At 61.2% G+C, this 15,488-nt stretch carries 14 protein-coding genes; 10 read left to right on the top strand and 4 right to left on the bottom strand.

Annotated features, from left to right (window positions below):
* Positions 1-345: 345 nt before the first annotated feature.
* Together ACTJK9_RS16270 and ACTJK9_RS16265 are read right to left on the bottom strand one after the other, a co-directional pair.
* Positions 346-1,839 (bottom strand): CoA-acylating methylmalonate-semialdehyde dehydrogenase, encoded by a 1,494-nt coding sequence (locus tag ACTJK9_RS16270; protein WP_011332326.1) that lies wholly within the window; start codon positions 1,837-1,839, stop codon positions 346-348.
* A 77-nt stretch (positions 1,840-1,916) separates the two neighbouring features.
* Positions 1,917-3,266 carry an aspartate aminotransferase family protein gene (locus tag ACTJK9_RS16265; RefSeq protein WP_011332325.1) on the bottom strand — a complete coding sequence of 450 codons (1,350 nt, stop codon included), beginning with the start codon at positions 3,264-3,266 and terminating at the stop codon, positions 1,917-1,919.
* Between the two features lie 139 nt (positions 3,267-3,405).
* On the opposite strand from ACTJK9_RS16265, the gene ACTJK9_RS16260 reads away from it, so the two are divergent.
* The 6 genes from ACTJK9_RS16260 to ACTJK9_RS16235 all read left to right on the top strand — a co-directional run bounded on the left by ACTJK9_RS16260 (position 3,406) and on the right by ACTJK9_RS16235 (position 9,795).
* Positions 3,406-4,326 (top strand): LysR family transcriptional regulator, encoded by a 921-nt coding sequence (locus ACTJK9_RS16260; protein ID WP_085613582.1) that lies wholly within the window; start codon positions 3,406-3,408, stop codon positions 4,324-4,326.
* 95 nt (positions 4,327-4,421) lie between these two features.
* Entirely contained in the window at positions 4,422-5,072 is a 651-nt protein-coding gene (locus ACTJK9_RS16255; RefSeq protein ID WP_011332324.1) for a TetR/AcrR family transcriptional regulator, read from the top strand.
* Positions 5,073-5,080: 8 nt separating this feature from the next.
* Positions 5,081-5,662 carry an IMPACT family protein gene (locus tag ACTJK9_RS16250; RefSeq protein WP_085613581.1) on the top strand — a complete coding sequence of 194 codons (582 nt, stop codon included), beginning with the start codon at positions 5,081-5,083 and terminating at the stop codon, positions 5,660-5,662.
* A 537-nt stretch (positions 5,663-6,199) separates the two neighbouring features.
* Positions 6,200-7,750: an ABC transporter ATP-binding protein gene (locus ACTJK9_RS16245; protein ID WP_440814841.1), complete on the top strand. Its 1,551-nt coding sequence runs from the start codon at positions 6,200-6,202 to the stop codon at positions 7,748-7,750.
* 12 nt (positions 7,751-7,762) lie between these two features.
* The gene (locus ACTJK9_RS16240; RefSeq protein ID WP_085613579.1) at positions 7,763-8,869 is read left to right on the top strand and encodes an ABC transporter permease; all 1,107 of its coding nucleotides are present in this window, start codon (positions 7,763-7,765) and stop codon (positions 8,867-8,869) included.
* Entirely contained in the window at positions 8,869-9,795 is a 927-nt protein-coding gene (locus tag ACTJK9_RS16235) for an ABC transporter permease (RefSeq protein WP_085613578.1), read from the top strand. Before ACTJK9_RS16240 ends, ACTJK9_RS16235 begins: the two co-directional genes overlap by 1 nt.
* On the opposite strand, the gene ACTJK9_RS16230 is transcribed toward ACTJK9_RS16235, so the two are convergent.
* Positions 9,792-10,208, bottom strand: a complete 417-nt coding sequence (locus ACTJK9_RS16230; RefSeq protein ID WP_221398630.1) for a hypothetical protein — start codon at positions 10,206-10,208, stop codon at positions 9,792-9,794. The two genes, ACTJK9_RS16235 and ACTJK9_RS16230, sit on opposite strands and share 4 nt — an antisense overlap.
* A gap of 83 nt (positions 10,209-10,291) precedes the next feature.
* On the opposite strand from ACTJK9_RS16230, the gene ACTJK9_RS16225 reads away from it, so the two are divergent.
* From ACTJK9_RS16225 to ACTJK9_RS16215, 3 genes are all read left to right on the top strand, one after another.
* Positions 10,292-10,642, top strand: coding sequence for a MerR family transcriptional regulator (locus ACTJK9_RS16225; protein ID WP_074689712.1), 351 nt, complete (start codon positions 10,292-10,294; stop codon positions 10,640-10,642).
* 27 nt (positions 10,643-10,669) lie between these two features.
* Positions 10,670-11,365: an SDR family oxidoreductase gene (locus ACTJK9_RS16220; protein WP_440814837.1), complete on the top strand. Its 696-nt coding sequence runs from the start codon at positions 10,670-10,672 to the stop codon at positions 11,363-11,365.
* 182 nt (positions 11,366-11,547) lie between these two features.
* On the top strand, positions 11,548-12,906 hold the full coding sequence (locus ACTJK9_RS16215; protein WP_440814835.1) for an 8-oxoguanine deaminase: 1,359 nt from the start codon (positions 11,548-11,550) through the stop codon (positions 12,904-12,906).
* 60 nt (positions 12,907-12,966) lie between these two features.
* Here ACTJK9_RS16215 and ACTJK9_RS16210 read toward each other — a convergent pair whose 3' ends face one another.
* Positions 12,967-14,058 carry a calcium:proton antiporter gene (locus tag ACTJK9_RS16210; protein WP_285412942.1) on the bottom strand — a complete coding sequence of 364 codons (1,092 nt, stop codon included), beginning with the start codon at positions 14,056-14,058 and terminating at the stop codon, positions 12,967-12,969.
* Positions 14,059-14,345: 287 nt separating this feature from the next.
* Between ACTJK9_RS16210 and ACTJK9_RS16205 the strand changes: the two genes are divergently transcribed.
* Positions 14,346-15,419, top strand: a complete 1,074-nt coding sequence (locus ACTJK9_RS16205) for a BMP family ABC transporter substrate-binding protein (RefSeq protein ID WP_064593279.1) — start codon at positions 14,346-14,348, stop codon at positions 15,417-15,419.
* The last annotated feature ends 69 nt before the right edge of the window (positions 15,420-15,488 follow it).

Below are 15,488 nucleotides of genomic sequence, written 5' to 3'. Positions count from 1 at the left end.
CTCTCGTTAGCGGGAGGCGAATTCTACAGCGTTACACGCTGCTGTCAACACCTCTTTTCTTCGCTTTCGACCGAGAAGATCGAACCGTTGAAATCACCAGAAAAACCGGCACTTCCAACTCTTTCCAGGCCTCGATGAACTGAAGCGATCCATTATCGAAACCTACTTAACTCATTGAATCTCAAGGAGTTTTCCGTTTCGACTGCGCCGGAAGTGGTGCGAATTATAGACCTCTGGAATTCGCCGTCAACCCTTATTTTCATAAATCTGTCATATCGGTCAAAAATGCCTCGAAACGCGAAGGCCGACCTTAAAAGGTCGGCCTTCTTTGCACTGCCCTTCTACTTACAAGCTAGGGAATGCGAACTGCGACGCCTCATGGCTCGCACGCTGTGGCCAGCGCTGGGTGATCGCCTTGCGACGGGTATAGAAGCGCACACCATCCGGACCGTAAGCATGCAGGTCGCCGAACAGCGAGCGCTTCCAACCGCCGAAGCTGTGGTAAGCCACCGGCACCGGCAGTGGAACGTTGACCCCGACCATGCCGACTTCGATCTCGTCGCAGAACAGACGCGCCGCTTCACCGTCACGAGTGAAGATGCAGGTGCCGTTGCCGTATTCGTGATCATTGATCAGTTGCATCGCCTCTTCCAGGCTGTTCACCCGGACGACGCACAGCACCGGCCCGAAGATCTCTTCTTTATAGATGCGCATCTCAGGCGTGACGTTGTCGAACAGGCAACCACCGAGGAAGAAGCCTTCTTCATGACCGGCAACGCTCAGACCACGACCGTCGACCACCAGGGTCGCGCCCGCCGCCACGCCGTCCTCCACATAACCGCTGACCTTGTCGCGCGCCTGACCGGTAACCAGCGGCCCCATGTCCAGACCACACGAAGTGCCGGCACCGATTTTCAGCGCCTTGATCTGTGGAACCAGTTTGGCCACCAGTGCATCCGCTACCTGGTCGCCCACACACACAGCTACCGAAATCGCCATGCAGCGTTCGCCGCAGGAACCGTAAGCCGCGCCCATCAGTGCGCTGACCGCGTTGTCCAGATCCGCATCCGGCATCAGCACCGCATGGTTCTTCGCGCCGCCCAGTGCCTGTACGCGCTTGCCGCGCTTGGTGCCTTCGGCATAGATGTACTCGGCAATCGGCGTCGAACCCACGAAGCTCAGCGCTTTGACTTCCGGCGCTTCAATCAGCGCGTCCACCGCAGTCTTGTCACCGTGCACCACGCTCAGCACGCCTTTTGGCAGGCCGGCTTCCAGCAACAGTTGCGCGATCAGCAGGGTCGAACTCGGATCACGCTCGGATGGTTTGAGGATGAAGCAGTTGCCGCAGACGATCGCCAGCGGGTACATCCACAGCGGCACCATTGCCGGGAAGTTGAACGGCGTAATGCCGGCCACCACGCCCAGCGGCTGGAAGTCCGACCACGCATCAATGTTCGGGCCGACGTTGCGGCTGTACTCGCCCTTGAGGATTTCCGGCGCTGCGCAGGCGAACTCGACGTTCTCGATGCCACGCTTCAGTTCACCGGCAGCATCTTCCAGAGTCTTGCCGTGTTCTTCGCTGATCAATTGCGCGATGCGTGCTTCGTTCTGCTCCAGCAGTTGCTTGAAACGGAACATCACCTGGGCACGTTTGGCCGGTGGCGTGTTGCGCCAGGCCGGGAACGCAGCCTTGGCGGCATCGATGGCGTGCTGGATGGTTTCGCGGCTGGCCAGCGGCAGCTTGTGGATTGCCTGACCGGTGGACGGGTTGAACACATCGACCGCGCGACCGTTCTCGGTCACCAGTTCGCCATTGATCAAATGCGGGATAACGCTCATCGGGGAACTCCTGAATTCATGTGCGCAGACGCCCGCAAGGGGCGCCTGCTGTTTGCGTATCTATATAGAAGGAAAAATCAGTCGAGCTTGTTCAGCACTTCGCCGACCGCGTCGAACAGACGATCAAGGTCCTGCGGCTTGCTGTTGAAGGTTGGGCCGAACTGCAGGGTATCGCCGCCGAAGCGCACGTAGAACCCGGCTTTCCACAATGCCATGCCGGCTTCGAACGGACGCACGATGGCGTCGCCGTCACGGCCCGCGATCTGGATTGCACCGGCCAGACCGAAGTTGCGAATGTCGATGACGTTCTTCGCGCCTTTCAGGCCATGCAGGGCATTTTCGAAATGCGGTGCAACTTCAGCCACGCTCTGCACCAGGTTTTCCTTTTGCAGCAGGTCGAGTGCCGCCAGGCCAGCGGCGCAAGCCACCGGGTGCGCCGAGTAGGTGTAGCCGTGCGGAAATTCCACGGCGTATTCCGGGGTCGGCTGGTTCATGAAGGTCTGGTAGATCTCGGAGCTGGCAATCACCGCGCCCATCGGGATCGCGCCGTTGGTGACTTGCTTGGCGATGCACATCAGGTCCGGGGTCACACCGAAGGTGGTGGCGCCGAACATGGTGCCGGTACGGCCGAAACCGGTGATCACTTCGTCGAACACCAGCAGGATGTTGTGCTGGTCGCAGATTTCACGCAGACGCTTCAGGTAGCCCTGCGGCGGAACCAGCACGCCAGCGGAACCGGCCATCGGCTCAACGAACACCGCAGCGATGTTCGAAGCATCGTGCAGCTCGATCAGCTTCAGCAGCTCATCGGCCAGGGCGATACCACCCTGCTCCGGCATGCCTCGGGAGAAAGCATTGCTCGCCAGCAAAGTGTGCGGCAGGTGATCGACATCCATCATCGCCTGACCGAACAGCTTGCGGTTGCCATTAACGCCACCGAGGCTGGTGCCGGCGATGTTCACACCGTGATAGCCACGGGCGCGGCCGATCATTTTGGTCTTGGTCGACTGGCCTTTCAGGCGCCAGTAGGCGCGGACCATTTTCACCGCGGTATCGGCGCACTCGGAACCGGAGTCGGTGAAGAACACATGGTTCAGGTTACCCGGCGTCAGATCAGTGATTTTCTCCGCCAGCTGGAACGACAGCGGGTGGCCGTACTGGAAGCCCGGCGAGTAATCGAGGGTGCCCAACTGCTTGGCCACCGCTTCCTGGATTTCCTTGCGGGTATGCCCGGCGCCGCAGGTCCACAGACCGGACAGCGAGTCGTACACCTTGCGGCCCTTGTCGTCGATCAGCCAGCTGCCTTCGGCACCAACGATCAGGCGCGGGTCGCGCTGGAAGTTGCGGTTGGCGGTGTAGGGCATCCAGTGCGCGTCCAGCTTCAGTTGGCTGGCCAGTGGCGACGGCGCATTTTCAGGCATGTTCATCGGGCAAAACCTCGCAGGGCAATAAGCTTCAGAGAGATAGAAAGCGTTGTTGCAGCTAAATTGCCACGGGGATAAAGTCGGTGAAATTCAACTCTTCTAACCTTCAGTTAGAACTCTGCTAAACAATGAGAACAACAGCATGAGCAGTCGTCGCCCCGATCCACTGGCGCAGGTCAGTGACTTTGACATTCGCCTGCTGCGGATTTTTCGCAGCGTGGTGGAGTGCGGTGGCTTCTCGGCGGCGGAAACCGTACTCGGCATCGGTCGCTCGGCGATCAGCCAGCAGATGAGTGATCTGGAACAACGTCTCGGCCTGCGTCTGTGCCAACGCGGGCGCGCCGGTTTCTCCCTGACCGAAGAAGGCCGCGAGGTCTATCAATCGGCGTTACAGCTACTAAGTGCACTGGAAAGTTTTCGCACCGAGGTCAACGGCCTGCACCAGCACTTGCGCGGTGAGCTGATCATCGGCCTGACCGACAACCTCGTCACCCTGCCCCACATGCGCATCACCCACGCGCTCGCGCAGTTGAAGGAGCGCGGGCCGGACGTGCAAATCCAGATCCGCATGATCGCCCCCAACGAAGTCGAACAAGGTGTGCTCGACGGTCGCCTGCATGTCGGCGTGGTGCCGCAGGCCAGTGCGTTGTCGGGGCTGGAATATCAGCCGTTGTACAGCGAGCGCTCGTTGCTCTACTGCGCAGTTGGTCATCCGCTGTTTTACGTCGACGATAAACAGTTGGATGACGAGCGCCTCAACAGTCAGGACGCCATCGCCCCGACTTTCCGTTTGCCGGCGGAGATCCAGGAGCACTATCAGGCGCTCAACTGCACCGCCAGCGCTTCCGACCGCGAAGGCATGGCGTTCCTGATTCTGACCGGGCGCTACATCGGCTACCTGCCGGATCACTACGCCAGTCTCTGGGTTCAACAAGGTCGCTTGCGCGCACTCAAGGCCAGTACCCGCTTCTATGATTTGAGCCTGGCCTCGGTCACCCGCAAGGGTCGCCGCCCTCATCTGGTACTGGAAAGCTTTCTCGAAAGCCTGGCCGCCACCCGCTGACGACCGTGGTTTTATTCGCCCGGGGCTTGTCCCGCGCCGGTGGTTGCGCTATCAACGCAACTGGTTGCACCCCACAGACAAACCCGGAAGTGCCTATGACCTTTGAAGTCCCAGCCCACGGCGGCAAACCCGCCAGCCGCATTCGTCAGAAGAACGAAGAGACCATCATCAAAGCCGCCGAAGACGAGTTCGCCCGTCACGGGTACAAAGGCACGAGCATGAACACCATCGCCACCAAGGCCGGACTGCCCAAGGCGAACCTGCATTACTACTTCACCAACAAGCTCGGGTTGTACGTGGCGGTGCTGAGCAACATCCTTCAATTGTGGGACAGCACCTTCAATACCCTGACGGCCGAGGACGATCCGGCCGAAGCGCTGACCCGCTACATCCGCGCGAAAATGGAATTCTCCCGTCGCCAGCCGCAAGCGTCGCGGATCTTCGCGATGGAAGTGATCAGCGGCGGCGAATGCCTGACCGAATATTTCAATCAGGATTACCGCGCCTGGTTCCAGGGCCGCGCCGGCGTGTTCCAGGCCTGGATCGACGCGGGCAAAATGGATCCGGTCGACCCGGTGCACCTGATCTTCCTGCTGTGGGGCAGCACCCAGCATTACGCCGACTTCGCCACCCAGATCTGCCGGGTGACCGGTCGCAGCAAGTTGACCAAACAGGACATGGAAGACGCCGGCAACAACCTGATCCGCATCATCCTCAAAGGCTGCGGCCTCACTTCTTCTATATAAGTCGTTTTATGCCATTCACCCTCAGCGGCTTTTGCGAGTTCCGCGAAGAAATCCGCAAAAGCCGTTTCATCACCTTCGCCGCGCCGATCGGCAGCCCCGCTGAGGCGCAAGCCTTCATCGAGCAACACAGCGACTTGAACGCTTCGCACAATTGCTGGGCGTGGAAGCTCGGCGATCAATACCGCAGCAATGACGACGGCGAACCCGGTGGCACTGCCGGGCGGCCGATCCTCGCGGCCATCGAAGCGCAGGACTGCGATCAGGTCGCGGTGCTGGTGATCCGCTGGTACGGCGGCATTCAACTGGGCACCGGCGGTCTGGCCCGGGCCTATGGCGGCGGCGCCAACAAATGCCTGCAAGCCGCGCCGAAGATAGAGTTGATCAGTCGCGTGCCCGTGCGTTGCGCTTGCGCCTTTGGCGAACTGGCGCTGGTGAAACTGCGGGTCGCGGATCTGGGCGGATTGGTGATCGAAGAGAACTTCACCGCCAACGGCGTCGAATTGCAACTGGCCGTGGGCGAAGCGCACATCGAGCTGTTGCAGAATCAGTTGGCCGATCTGAGCCGCGGGCGAATCCTGCTGCAGCGTTGAAGCCCCGCCATGTTTTGGGGCACCAGCCCGTTTGCTTATGCCCGAGACTTGCCCACATCCGCTGTGCACCCGGCTGTGGATAACCTGAGCACAGGAGGCTGTAACCCTTCTGTCACGTGGCTTTGCGGGATTTGCTCACTTTTCGTCCAATCGCCCATCGCAATGAACAATTTCACGTAAAAACAATCGCTTAGCGTTGTTTATCGCCTTTAGAAGAAAGCCCGGCAGTGCTTATGCCCGGGATTTTGTCTTGCGCACAAATACTGTGGAGCAACCTGTGGATAAGCCGTTCATGGCTGGCGCAGTCGCAGGTTCTGCATGGCTTCGGCGGGGTTGCTCGTTTTTTGATCAGCCAGTTGCGGGCAAAACTGGAGCCTGATCAAAGGCTTTGCCCTCAAGTGGTGCCGTGCAGGCAACCGAATTCGATTCACAGGCTCTGCGCCACAGGCTGGCAAACAGCAGCCACCTGCGTTCCTGACTCAATGGCCAGGAAATTGCTTTATCCACAGGCACAACTCCAAGCAACCCGAGCCTGTCATGCCAAACCCCACGTCCACACCGCAGCTGCAACTGCGCCACATCAGCAAACGTTATCCCGGTTGCCTTGCCAATGACGCCATCGACCTGAGCATCGCCCCCGGTGAAATCCACGCGCTGCTCGGTGAAAACGGGGCAGGCAAAAGCACGTTGATGAAGATCATCTACGGCGTCACCCAGGCCGATTCGGGTGAGATGCTGTGGCAGGGTCAACCGGTGATCATGCGCAACCCGGCCCAGGCGCGGCAGTTGGGCATCGGCATGGTGTTCCAGCATTTCTCGCTGTTCGAGACCTTGAGCGTGGCGCAGAACATTGCATTGGCGATGGGTGCAGCGGCCGGTTCGCCGAAACAGCTTGAGGCGAAAATCCGTGAAGTGTCGCGCCGATATGGCATGGCGCTGGAACCTCAGCGACTTGTCCACAGCCTGTCGATCGGCGAGCGGCAACGGGTCGAGATCGTGCGTTGCCTGATGCAGGACATTCGCCTGCTGATTCTCGACGAACCGACCTCGGTGCTCACGCCGCAGGAAGCCGAAGAGTTGTTCATCACCCTGCGCCGGCTCGCGGCCGAAGGCTGCAGCATTCTGTTCATCAGCCACAAACTTGGCGAGGTCCGCGCCTTGTGCCACAGCGCCACAGTGTTGCGTGGTGGTCGGGTGGCCGGGCATTGCGTGCCCGCAGACTGCACTGATCGGCAACTGGCGCAATTGATGGTGGGCGACGCCGCGACATCGATCGGCGAGTTCACGAAGGTCACCGGTGGCGCGGCGTTCTTGCAGGTCAGCGGTCTGAACTGGCACAACCCGGATCCGTTCGGTTGCTCCCTGAGCGACATCGATCTGCAGGTGCGCAGCGGTGAAATCGTCGGCATCGCCGGCGTGGCGGGCAACGGGCAGGACGAGCTTCTGGCATTGCTCAGCGGCGAACAGACATTACCCCGCGACGCAGCGCAAACCATCTGCTTCCAAGAACACCTCGTCGCCGATCAGCGCCCGGATGCCCGACGCAGACTCGGCCTGGCGTTCGTCCCCGCCGAACGCCTCGGGCATGGCGCGGTGCCGGACATGAGCCTGGCGGACAACGCCCTGCTCACCACCTTTCAACAAGGCCTGGTCAGCCACGGCTTGATCGAGCGTGGCAAGGTCGAAGCCCTCGCCCAAACGATCATCCAGCGCTTCGGCGTGAAAACCCCGGACACCCAGACCGCCGCCCGCAGCCTGTCCGGCGGCAACCTGCAGAAATTCATCCTCGGCCGGGAAATCCTCCAGCAACCGAAACTGCTGATCGCCGCGCACCCGACCTGGGGCGTGGATGTCGGCGCGGCGGCCACCATTCACCGGGCGCTGATTGCCCTGCGCGATGCCGGGGCGGCGATTCTGGTGATCTCCGAAGACCTCGACGAACTGTTCCAGATCAGCGACCGCCTCGGCGCGCTGTGCGGCGGGCGCCTGTCGGGGTTGCAGGACACGGCGCAAACCCGCCTCAGCGACGTCGGCGGCTGGATGGCCGGCCAGTTCGACACCCCTCAATCACAACCGGCCACGGTTTAACGGAGTTTTCCCATGTTGCTTTCCCTCGAACCCCGTGGCCGGCAATCACGGCTGATGCTGTGGTGCTCGCCGGTGCTGGCGGCGGTGCTGACGCTGGTCTGCGGATCGTTGCTGTTCATCGCCCTCGGTCACGACCCGCTGAAAACCCTGCACACGTTATTGATCGCCCCGGTCAGCGACCTGTATGGCGTCTCCGAGCTGCTGGTCAAAACCCTGCCGATTCTGCTGTGTGCACTGGGCCTCGCGGTGGCCTATCAGGCGCGGATCTGGAACATCGGTGCCGAAGGCCAGTTGCTGCTCGGCGCGCTGGCCGGCAGTGCGCTGGCGGTGAACATCATCGACATGCAAAGCCGCTGGGCGCTGGTGCTGATCCTGCTGACCGGCACGTTCGCCGGCGCCGCCTGGGCCGGGCTCACCGCCTGGTTGCGTACCCGCTTCAACGCCAACGAAATCCTCACCAGCATCATGCTCAACTACATCGCGCTGAACCTGTTGCTGTTCTGCGTACACGGGCCGCTGAAGGATCCGGCCGGATTCAATTTTCCCGAATCGGCAATGTTCAGCGACGCCAGCCGCCTGCCGCTGTTAATGGAGGACGGTCGGGCACACATCGGCGTGTATTTCGCCTTGCTCGCGCTGGTCGCGGTGTGGGTGTTGCTGCAGAAAAGCTTCGTCGGTTTCCAGATCAAGGTGCTGGGGCTGGACAAGCGTGCAGCAGGATTTGTCGGGTTTCGCGAGAAGCGTCTGATCTGGCTCGCACTGCTGATCAGCGGAGGATTGGCGGGACTGGCCGGTGTCTGCGAAGTCACCGGACCGATCGGCCAACTGGTGCCGCAGGTCTCGCCGGGCTACGGCTACGCGGCGATCACCGTGGCATTTCTCGGCAGGCTCAATCCGATCGGCATTCTGTTTTCCAGCCTGTTGATGGCACTGCTGTACATCGGCGGAGAGAGCGCGCAGATGACACTGAATCTGCCGCAGGCGATCACTCAGCTGTTCCAGGGAATGATGCTGTTTTTCCTGCTGGCCTGTGACGTGCTGATCCTCTATCGGCCACGCCTGAACCTGCGCTGGGTGCGGCGCACTTCTACCACCGCCGTAGCCGCCGGAGCGCTGTGATGGATATCGATCTGTTGAGCAATATTTTCTACGCCATGGTGCGCTGCGGTACGCCACTGCTGCTGGTGGCGTTGGGTGAATTGATCTGCGAGAAGAGCGGCGTACTCAACCTCGGCCAGGAAGGCATGATGCTGTTTGGCGCGGTGATCGGTTTCATCGTCGCGTTCAACAGCGGCAACCTGTGGCTCGGCGTGGTGCTGGCGATGCTCGCCGGGATGTTGCTGTCGTCGCTGTTTGCTCTGGTGGCGCTGGTGTTCAACGCCAATCAGGTGGCGACCGGGCTGGCGCTGACAATTTTTGGCGTCGGCCTGTCGACCTTTGTCGGCGCGGCGTGGGTCGGCAAACCGCTGGCGGGATTCGAGCCGCTGGCGATTCCCTACCTGAGCGAAATCCCGTTGATCGGCCGCATGCTGTTTGCCCAGGATCTGCTGGTGTACCTGTCGTTCGTACTGTTTGCGCTGGTGGCGTGGGTGATCGTGAAAAGCCGTGTCGGGCTGATCATTCAAGCGGTCGGTGAGAACCCGGATGCGGCCAGTGCCATGGGATTGCCGGTGCTGACCGTACGCACACTGGCGGTGCTGTTCGGCGGCGCGATGGCCGGACTGGCCGGCGCTTATCTGTCTCTGGCTTACACGCCGATGTGGGCCGAGAACATGACCGCCGGACGCGGCTGGATTGCGCTGGCGCTGGTGGTGTTCGCCAGTTGGCGGGTGTGGCGCTTGCTGCTCGGTGCGTATCTGTTCGGACTCGCCAGCATCCTGCACCTGGTGGCGCAGGGGCTGGGGCTGGCGATTCCTTCGAGTCTGCTGGCGATGCTGCCGTATGTCGCGACGATTCTGGTGCTGGTGTTGTTGTCGCGGGATGCGCTGCGTACACGGTTGTACGCGCCGGTATCACTGGGGCAGCCGTGGCAGGCCGGGCACTAAGCCGCTACGGCTCGCGACAGCGGCCGGACCGGCAACGCCTGAGCGATGCCCCACGCCATTTCGAGAACCAGGAATCCCACCACCAACGAATTGGCGCCGTGGGCCAGGGCATACGTCATCCACGCGGCGAACAGAAACCGCGTCACCGCGTCATAGCGCCCATAAACCGGCTGCGGATCACGAATCCGCAGCACCGCCCACATGCACACCACCGAACCGAACAAATTGGCTATCAACAGATGCGCAGGTTCGAACGGCGGCAGCTCGCCGGGCAGCTCCAGCGCCTGACTCAGCGCCGTCAGCAACCCGTGCAACACAGCAAAACTCCACGGCGTGACAAACGCCGCCGTCACGATCAAGTCATACCAGGCGCTGCCGCGCACCACCTGCCGATACTGCGTTGAAGTCCACATCATCCTTGCTCCAAAAATTCAGGGAGCAACCACGGTAAAGCCTGGAGTATGCTCCAGGGTCAAACACTTTCGAGACCTGCAAGATGCGCATCGGTGAGTTGGCCCAGGCCTGCGATGTCAGCCGTGACACGCTGCGTTTTTACGAGGAGCGCGGATTGATCGCGGCGCAACGCAGCGCCAACGGTTATCGCGACTATCCGCCGGAGATGGTGCAATTGGTGCTCTACATCAAAACGGCTCAGCGTCTGGGCTTTACCCTCGGCGAGATCGGCAGCAGCGTTGGCGCGCTGTGGCAATCGCCAAATCCTGACACCACCGTCACGCAACTGCTGCAAGACAAACTCAAGCTGGTCGAAACCCGCATGGCCGAACTCGGCGAGCTGCGCCTCGAATTGCAGCATCGGCTCGGTCAACGCTGTCCATTGAACCCGTGATCTTTCAACTTTCAAGGAAAGCCCGTCATGTTCGCACTTAATCCTGCCAAGCACGCACTGATCATCGGCGCCTCCCGGGGCCTGGGCCTGGGACTGGTGAAAACCCTGCTGGCCGACGGCTGGCAAGTCACCGCCACGGTTCGCAATCCTTCCAACGCCGAGGCTCTCGAAGCACTGGGTAACGTGCAAATCGAAAAACTAGACATGGACGACCAGCAAGCGGTGATCGCCCTGAGCCAGAAGCTCAAGGGCGAGACCTTCGACCTGCTGTTCGTCAACGCCGGGGTCAAAGGCCCCGAAGTGCAGACCCCGGGCGGCGCGACGCTGGCGGAAGTCGGTCAGTTGTTCTTCACCAACGCGGTGGCACCGATCAATCTGGCCCAGCGCTTTGTCGGGCAGATCCGCGACGGCAGCGGCGTGCTGGCGTTCATGAGTTCGGTGCTCGGCAGCGTGACCATGCCCGACGCGCCGGAACTGGCACTGTACAAGGCCAGCAAAGCGGCGCTGAACTCGATGACCAACAGCTTCGTCACGCAGTTGGGCGAGCAGAAACTCACGGTGCTGTCGCTGCATCCGGGCTGGGTGAAAACCGACATGGGCGGCGAAGGTGCCGACATCGACGTGGAGACCAGCACCCGTGGCCTCGTGGATCAGGTGGATGCGTTCGCCGGCAAGGGCGGCCATCACTTCGTGAACTACAAGGGTGAAACCATTCCCTGGTAATCACTGGACCCTGTGGGGGCTCACCCCACAGGGTTATCCCGGTGTCTGGTCGGGTTGGGCTTGCCCGTCGCAACATTTTGTTCGAAACTCCGCACCTCGTCCTTCGCGGCGACCCTGGATCAGCAGACAGGGCAACACTGAGCTGGCAACCCTGAACCCAACTTTCAGAGGAGCCGGCCACAATGCCTGCGACCCGTATCTGGTTAAAAAATCCCCTCGCCATTTTCACGGCCAACGGTCTCGATGCCCGTGGCGGTCTGGTCCTGCAAGACGGTGTGATCACCGAAGTGCTCGGCGCCGGCCAGCAACCTTCCGCGCCATGCAATGAAGTGTTCGACGCCCGTGAACACGTGATCCTGCCGGGCCTGATCAACACCCATCACCACTTTTATCAGACCCTGACCCGTGCCTGGGCGCCGGTGGTCAATCAGCCGTTGTTCCCGTGGCTGAAAACCCTGTACCCGGTCTGGGCGCGCCTGACGCCTGAAAAGCTCGCCCTCGCCACCAAGGTCGCGCTGGCCGAGTTGCTGTTGTCGGGTTGCACCACCGCTGCCGATCACCATTACCTGTTCCCGGATGGCCTGGAAAACGCCATCGACGTGCAGGTCGAAACCGTGCGCGAACTGGGCATGCGCGCCATGCTCACCCGTGGTTCGATGAGCCTCGGCGAGAAGGACGGCGGCCTGCCTCCGCAGCAGACCGTGCAGGAAGGCCAGGTAATTCTCGACGACAGCCAGCGCCTGATCCACGAGTACCACGAACGTGGCGACGGCGCGCAGATCCAGATCGCTCTGGCGCCGTGCTCGCCGTTCTCGGTGACCCCGGAAATCATGTCCGCCAGCGCCGAACTGGCGAACAAACTCGATGTGCGCCTGCACACTCACCTCGCCGAAACCCTCGACGAAGAAGACTTCTGCCTGCAACGCTTCGGCCTGCGCACGGTGGATTATCTGGACAGCGTCGGCTGGCTCGGCCCGCGCACGTGGCTGGCCCACGGCATCCATTTCAACCCCGACGAAATCGCCCGTCTCGGCGCGGCGGGCACCGGTATCTGTCATTGCCCGAGCTCGAACATGCGTCTGGCGTCCGGCATCTGCCCGAGCATCGAACTGACCGATGCCGGCGCGTTGTTCGGTCTCGGCGTGGATGGCTCGGCGTCCAACGATGCGTCGAACATGATCCTCGAAGCGCGTCAGGCCCTGTACATCCAGCGCTTGCGTTACGGCGCCGAGAAGATCACTCCGGAACGTGTGCTGGGCTGGGCGACCAAGGGTTCGGCGAGCCTGCTGGGTCGCACCGACATCGGTGAACTGGCGGTCGGCAAGCAGGCGGATCTGGCGTTGTTCAAGCTCGATGAACTGCGCTTCTCCGGCAGCCATGACCCGATTTCGGCGTTGCTGCTGTGCGGCGCGGACCGGGCGGATCGGGTGATGGTCGGCGGCAAATGGCGTGTGGTTGACGGGCAGGTTGAAGGGCTGGATCTCAAAGGCCTGATTGCCGATCACAGCCAGGCGGCTCGGCAGTTGATTGCCGGTAACTGATCCAAGCGGAAGTCTGAATGTGGGAGCAAGCCCGCTCCCACATTTGGTTTTGTGATCGGCTCAGAGACCAAGCAACGACAGCATGATGAACGTCGCAAACAGCACAAAGTGGGTCATGCCCTCGATGGCATTGGTCTCCCCGTCATTGAGGTTGATCGCGCTGACGATCAGCGTGATAAAGATCATCACCGTCTGCACCGGGGTCATCGCCATCTGAAACGGCTGCCCCGTATAGAGCGCCATCGCCTCCATCACCGGCACCGTCAGGATCACCGTCGACAACGAAGCGCCCATCGCAATGTTGACCACCGACTGCATACGGTTGGCCAACGCCGCGCGCAACGCGGTCAGAATCTCCGGCGCCGCGGAAATCGCTGCCACCAGAATCGCCGTGATCACCGGTGGTGCGCCCGTCCCTTCCAGGCCCAGATCGAGGGTCTTGGACATCACCTCGGCCAGTGCGCCGATCACCACCACACCGAACACCAGAATGCCGATCGACAGTGCCAGGCTGACCGGTTTCGGCTCTTGTTCCACCGGCTCTTTCTTGCGGCGTTTGTCCGGGTAGCTGTAGCTGAAAAAGTAACTGTGCGGCCCGACCTGCATGCGCAGGAACAACGCATAAAGCACCACCATCGCGCCGATGGTGAAGGCCGAATAGATTTTCCAGTTGGCCTCGGGAATGAACTCCGGCACCACCATCGACACGCCCATGGCGGTGAGAATCATCACGCTGTAACTGCGGGCCGAATCGTCGTTGTAGGACTGCTCGCCATGCTTGATCCCGCCCATCAGCGCGGCGAGGCCGAGAATGCCGTTGATGTCGAGCATCACCGCCGAATAGATCGTGTCGCGCACCAATGTCGGCGAGGCTTCGTTGCTCATCATGATCGCCAGGATCACCACTTCCACCAGCACGGCGGCAAGGGTCAGGATCATCGTGCCGTACGGATCGCCGACTTTTTCCGCGAGCAGTTCAGCCTGATGGGCAACGCGCATCGAGGCGGCGACGATGAAGGCAATCAGCACCAGCCCGGCCGTCAGCGCGACAAACTGGCCGCTATGCAGCAGCCAGTGCTCCAGCGGATACGCGACACAGGTGGCGATGACGGCCAACAGCAGAAAGCTTTCTTGCTTGAGGATGGTGAACATGACGGGCCTTTTTGCCGAAGAGTGCGAATGAGCTACTGACTGCGGGGTGGCGCTAACGTTTCGTTACACCTTAGCGCACCAGTGGATGGCGTCCGTGTACGGGCATGCACTTTTTTCGGCCCGGCCGGCCTCATCGCAAGCAGGTCCGCTCCCACAGGGATCGCGGTGCTTTTGTGGGAGCGGGCTTGCTCGCGAAGGCCTCGCCGCGATTTCGACTCGATTTGTTGTCCGCTTGGTCAGCCTTTTGCATTGCCCTCCCCACACACAACAAAAGGGAGTTCGCGTTCATGCAAAAACGTCCACTGCAAACACTGCTGTGCATCGCCATGGGCCTTGGCCTCAGCCTGAGCGCCAGTGCCGCCGATCCACTGAAAGTCGGCTTCGTCTACATCGGCCCCATCGGCGACCACGGCTGGACGTATCAGCATGAACAGGGGCGCAAGGCGCTGGCGGAAAAACTCGGCACGCAGATCACCACCAATTACGTGGAAAACGTCGCCGAAGGCGCCGACGCCGAGCGGGTGATCCGCAACATGGCCAAGGACAATTACGACCTGATCTTCACCACCTCCTTCGGCTACATGAACCCGACGGTGAAAGTCGCCAAACAGTTTCCCAAGGTGACCTTCGAACACGCCACCGGCTACAAGCAGGACAAGAATCTCGGCACCTATCTCGCGCGTACGTATGAGGGCCGTTACGTCGGTGGTTTCCTCGCGGCGAAGATGACCAAGAGCAAAAAAATCGGCTACGTCGCCTCGTTCCCGATCCCCGAAGTGATCCGTGACATCAACGCCATTCAACTGGCCTTGAACAAGTACAACCCCGGCACCGAAATCAAAGTGGTGTGGGTCAACTCGTGGTTCGACCCGGGCAAGGAGGCCGACGCGGCCAACGCGCTGATCGATCAGGGCGTGGACGTGGTGTTCCAGCACACCGACAGCCCGGCGCCGATCCAGGCCGCCGAGCGACGCGGCGTGTACGCCGTGGGCTACGCTTCGGACATGGCGCACTTCGGGCCGAAAGCGGTGCTGACCTCGATCGTCAACGACTGGGCGCCGCACTACATTCAAGCGACCCAGAGCGTGATCGACCACAACTGGAAATCCCAGGACTACTGGGGCGGATTGAAGGAAGGCACGGTCGAACTGCCGATCAGCGACCTGGTGCCGGCACCGGTGAAGGCCGAAGCCGAGCAGATCATCGCCGACATCAAGAGCGGCGCCCTGCAACCGTTCACCGGGCCGATCAAGGATCAGGCCGGCGTCGAGAAAATCCCGGCGGGGGTTAGCGCCACCAACGCCGAACTGGCGTCGATGAATTACTACGTCGAAGGCATGAAGGCCGAGATGCCGAAGTAAATTCCAACATCTACCCGGTGATCGTTCCCACGCAGAGCGTGGGAACGATCCCCCTTATACCTTTCAAGG

The organism is Pseudomonas sp. 22082, from assembly GCF_052046055.1.
Classification (GTDB): Bacteria; Pseudomonadota; Gammaproteobacteria; order Pseudomonadales; family Pseudomonadaceae; genus Aquipseudomonas; species Aquipseudomonas pharyngis.
Note: the sequence above shows the minus strand (reverse complement) of the source record. Positions and strands in the feature narration are given on the sequence as shown.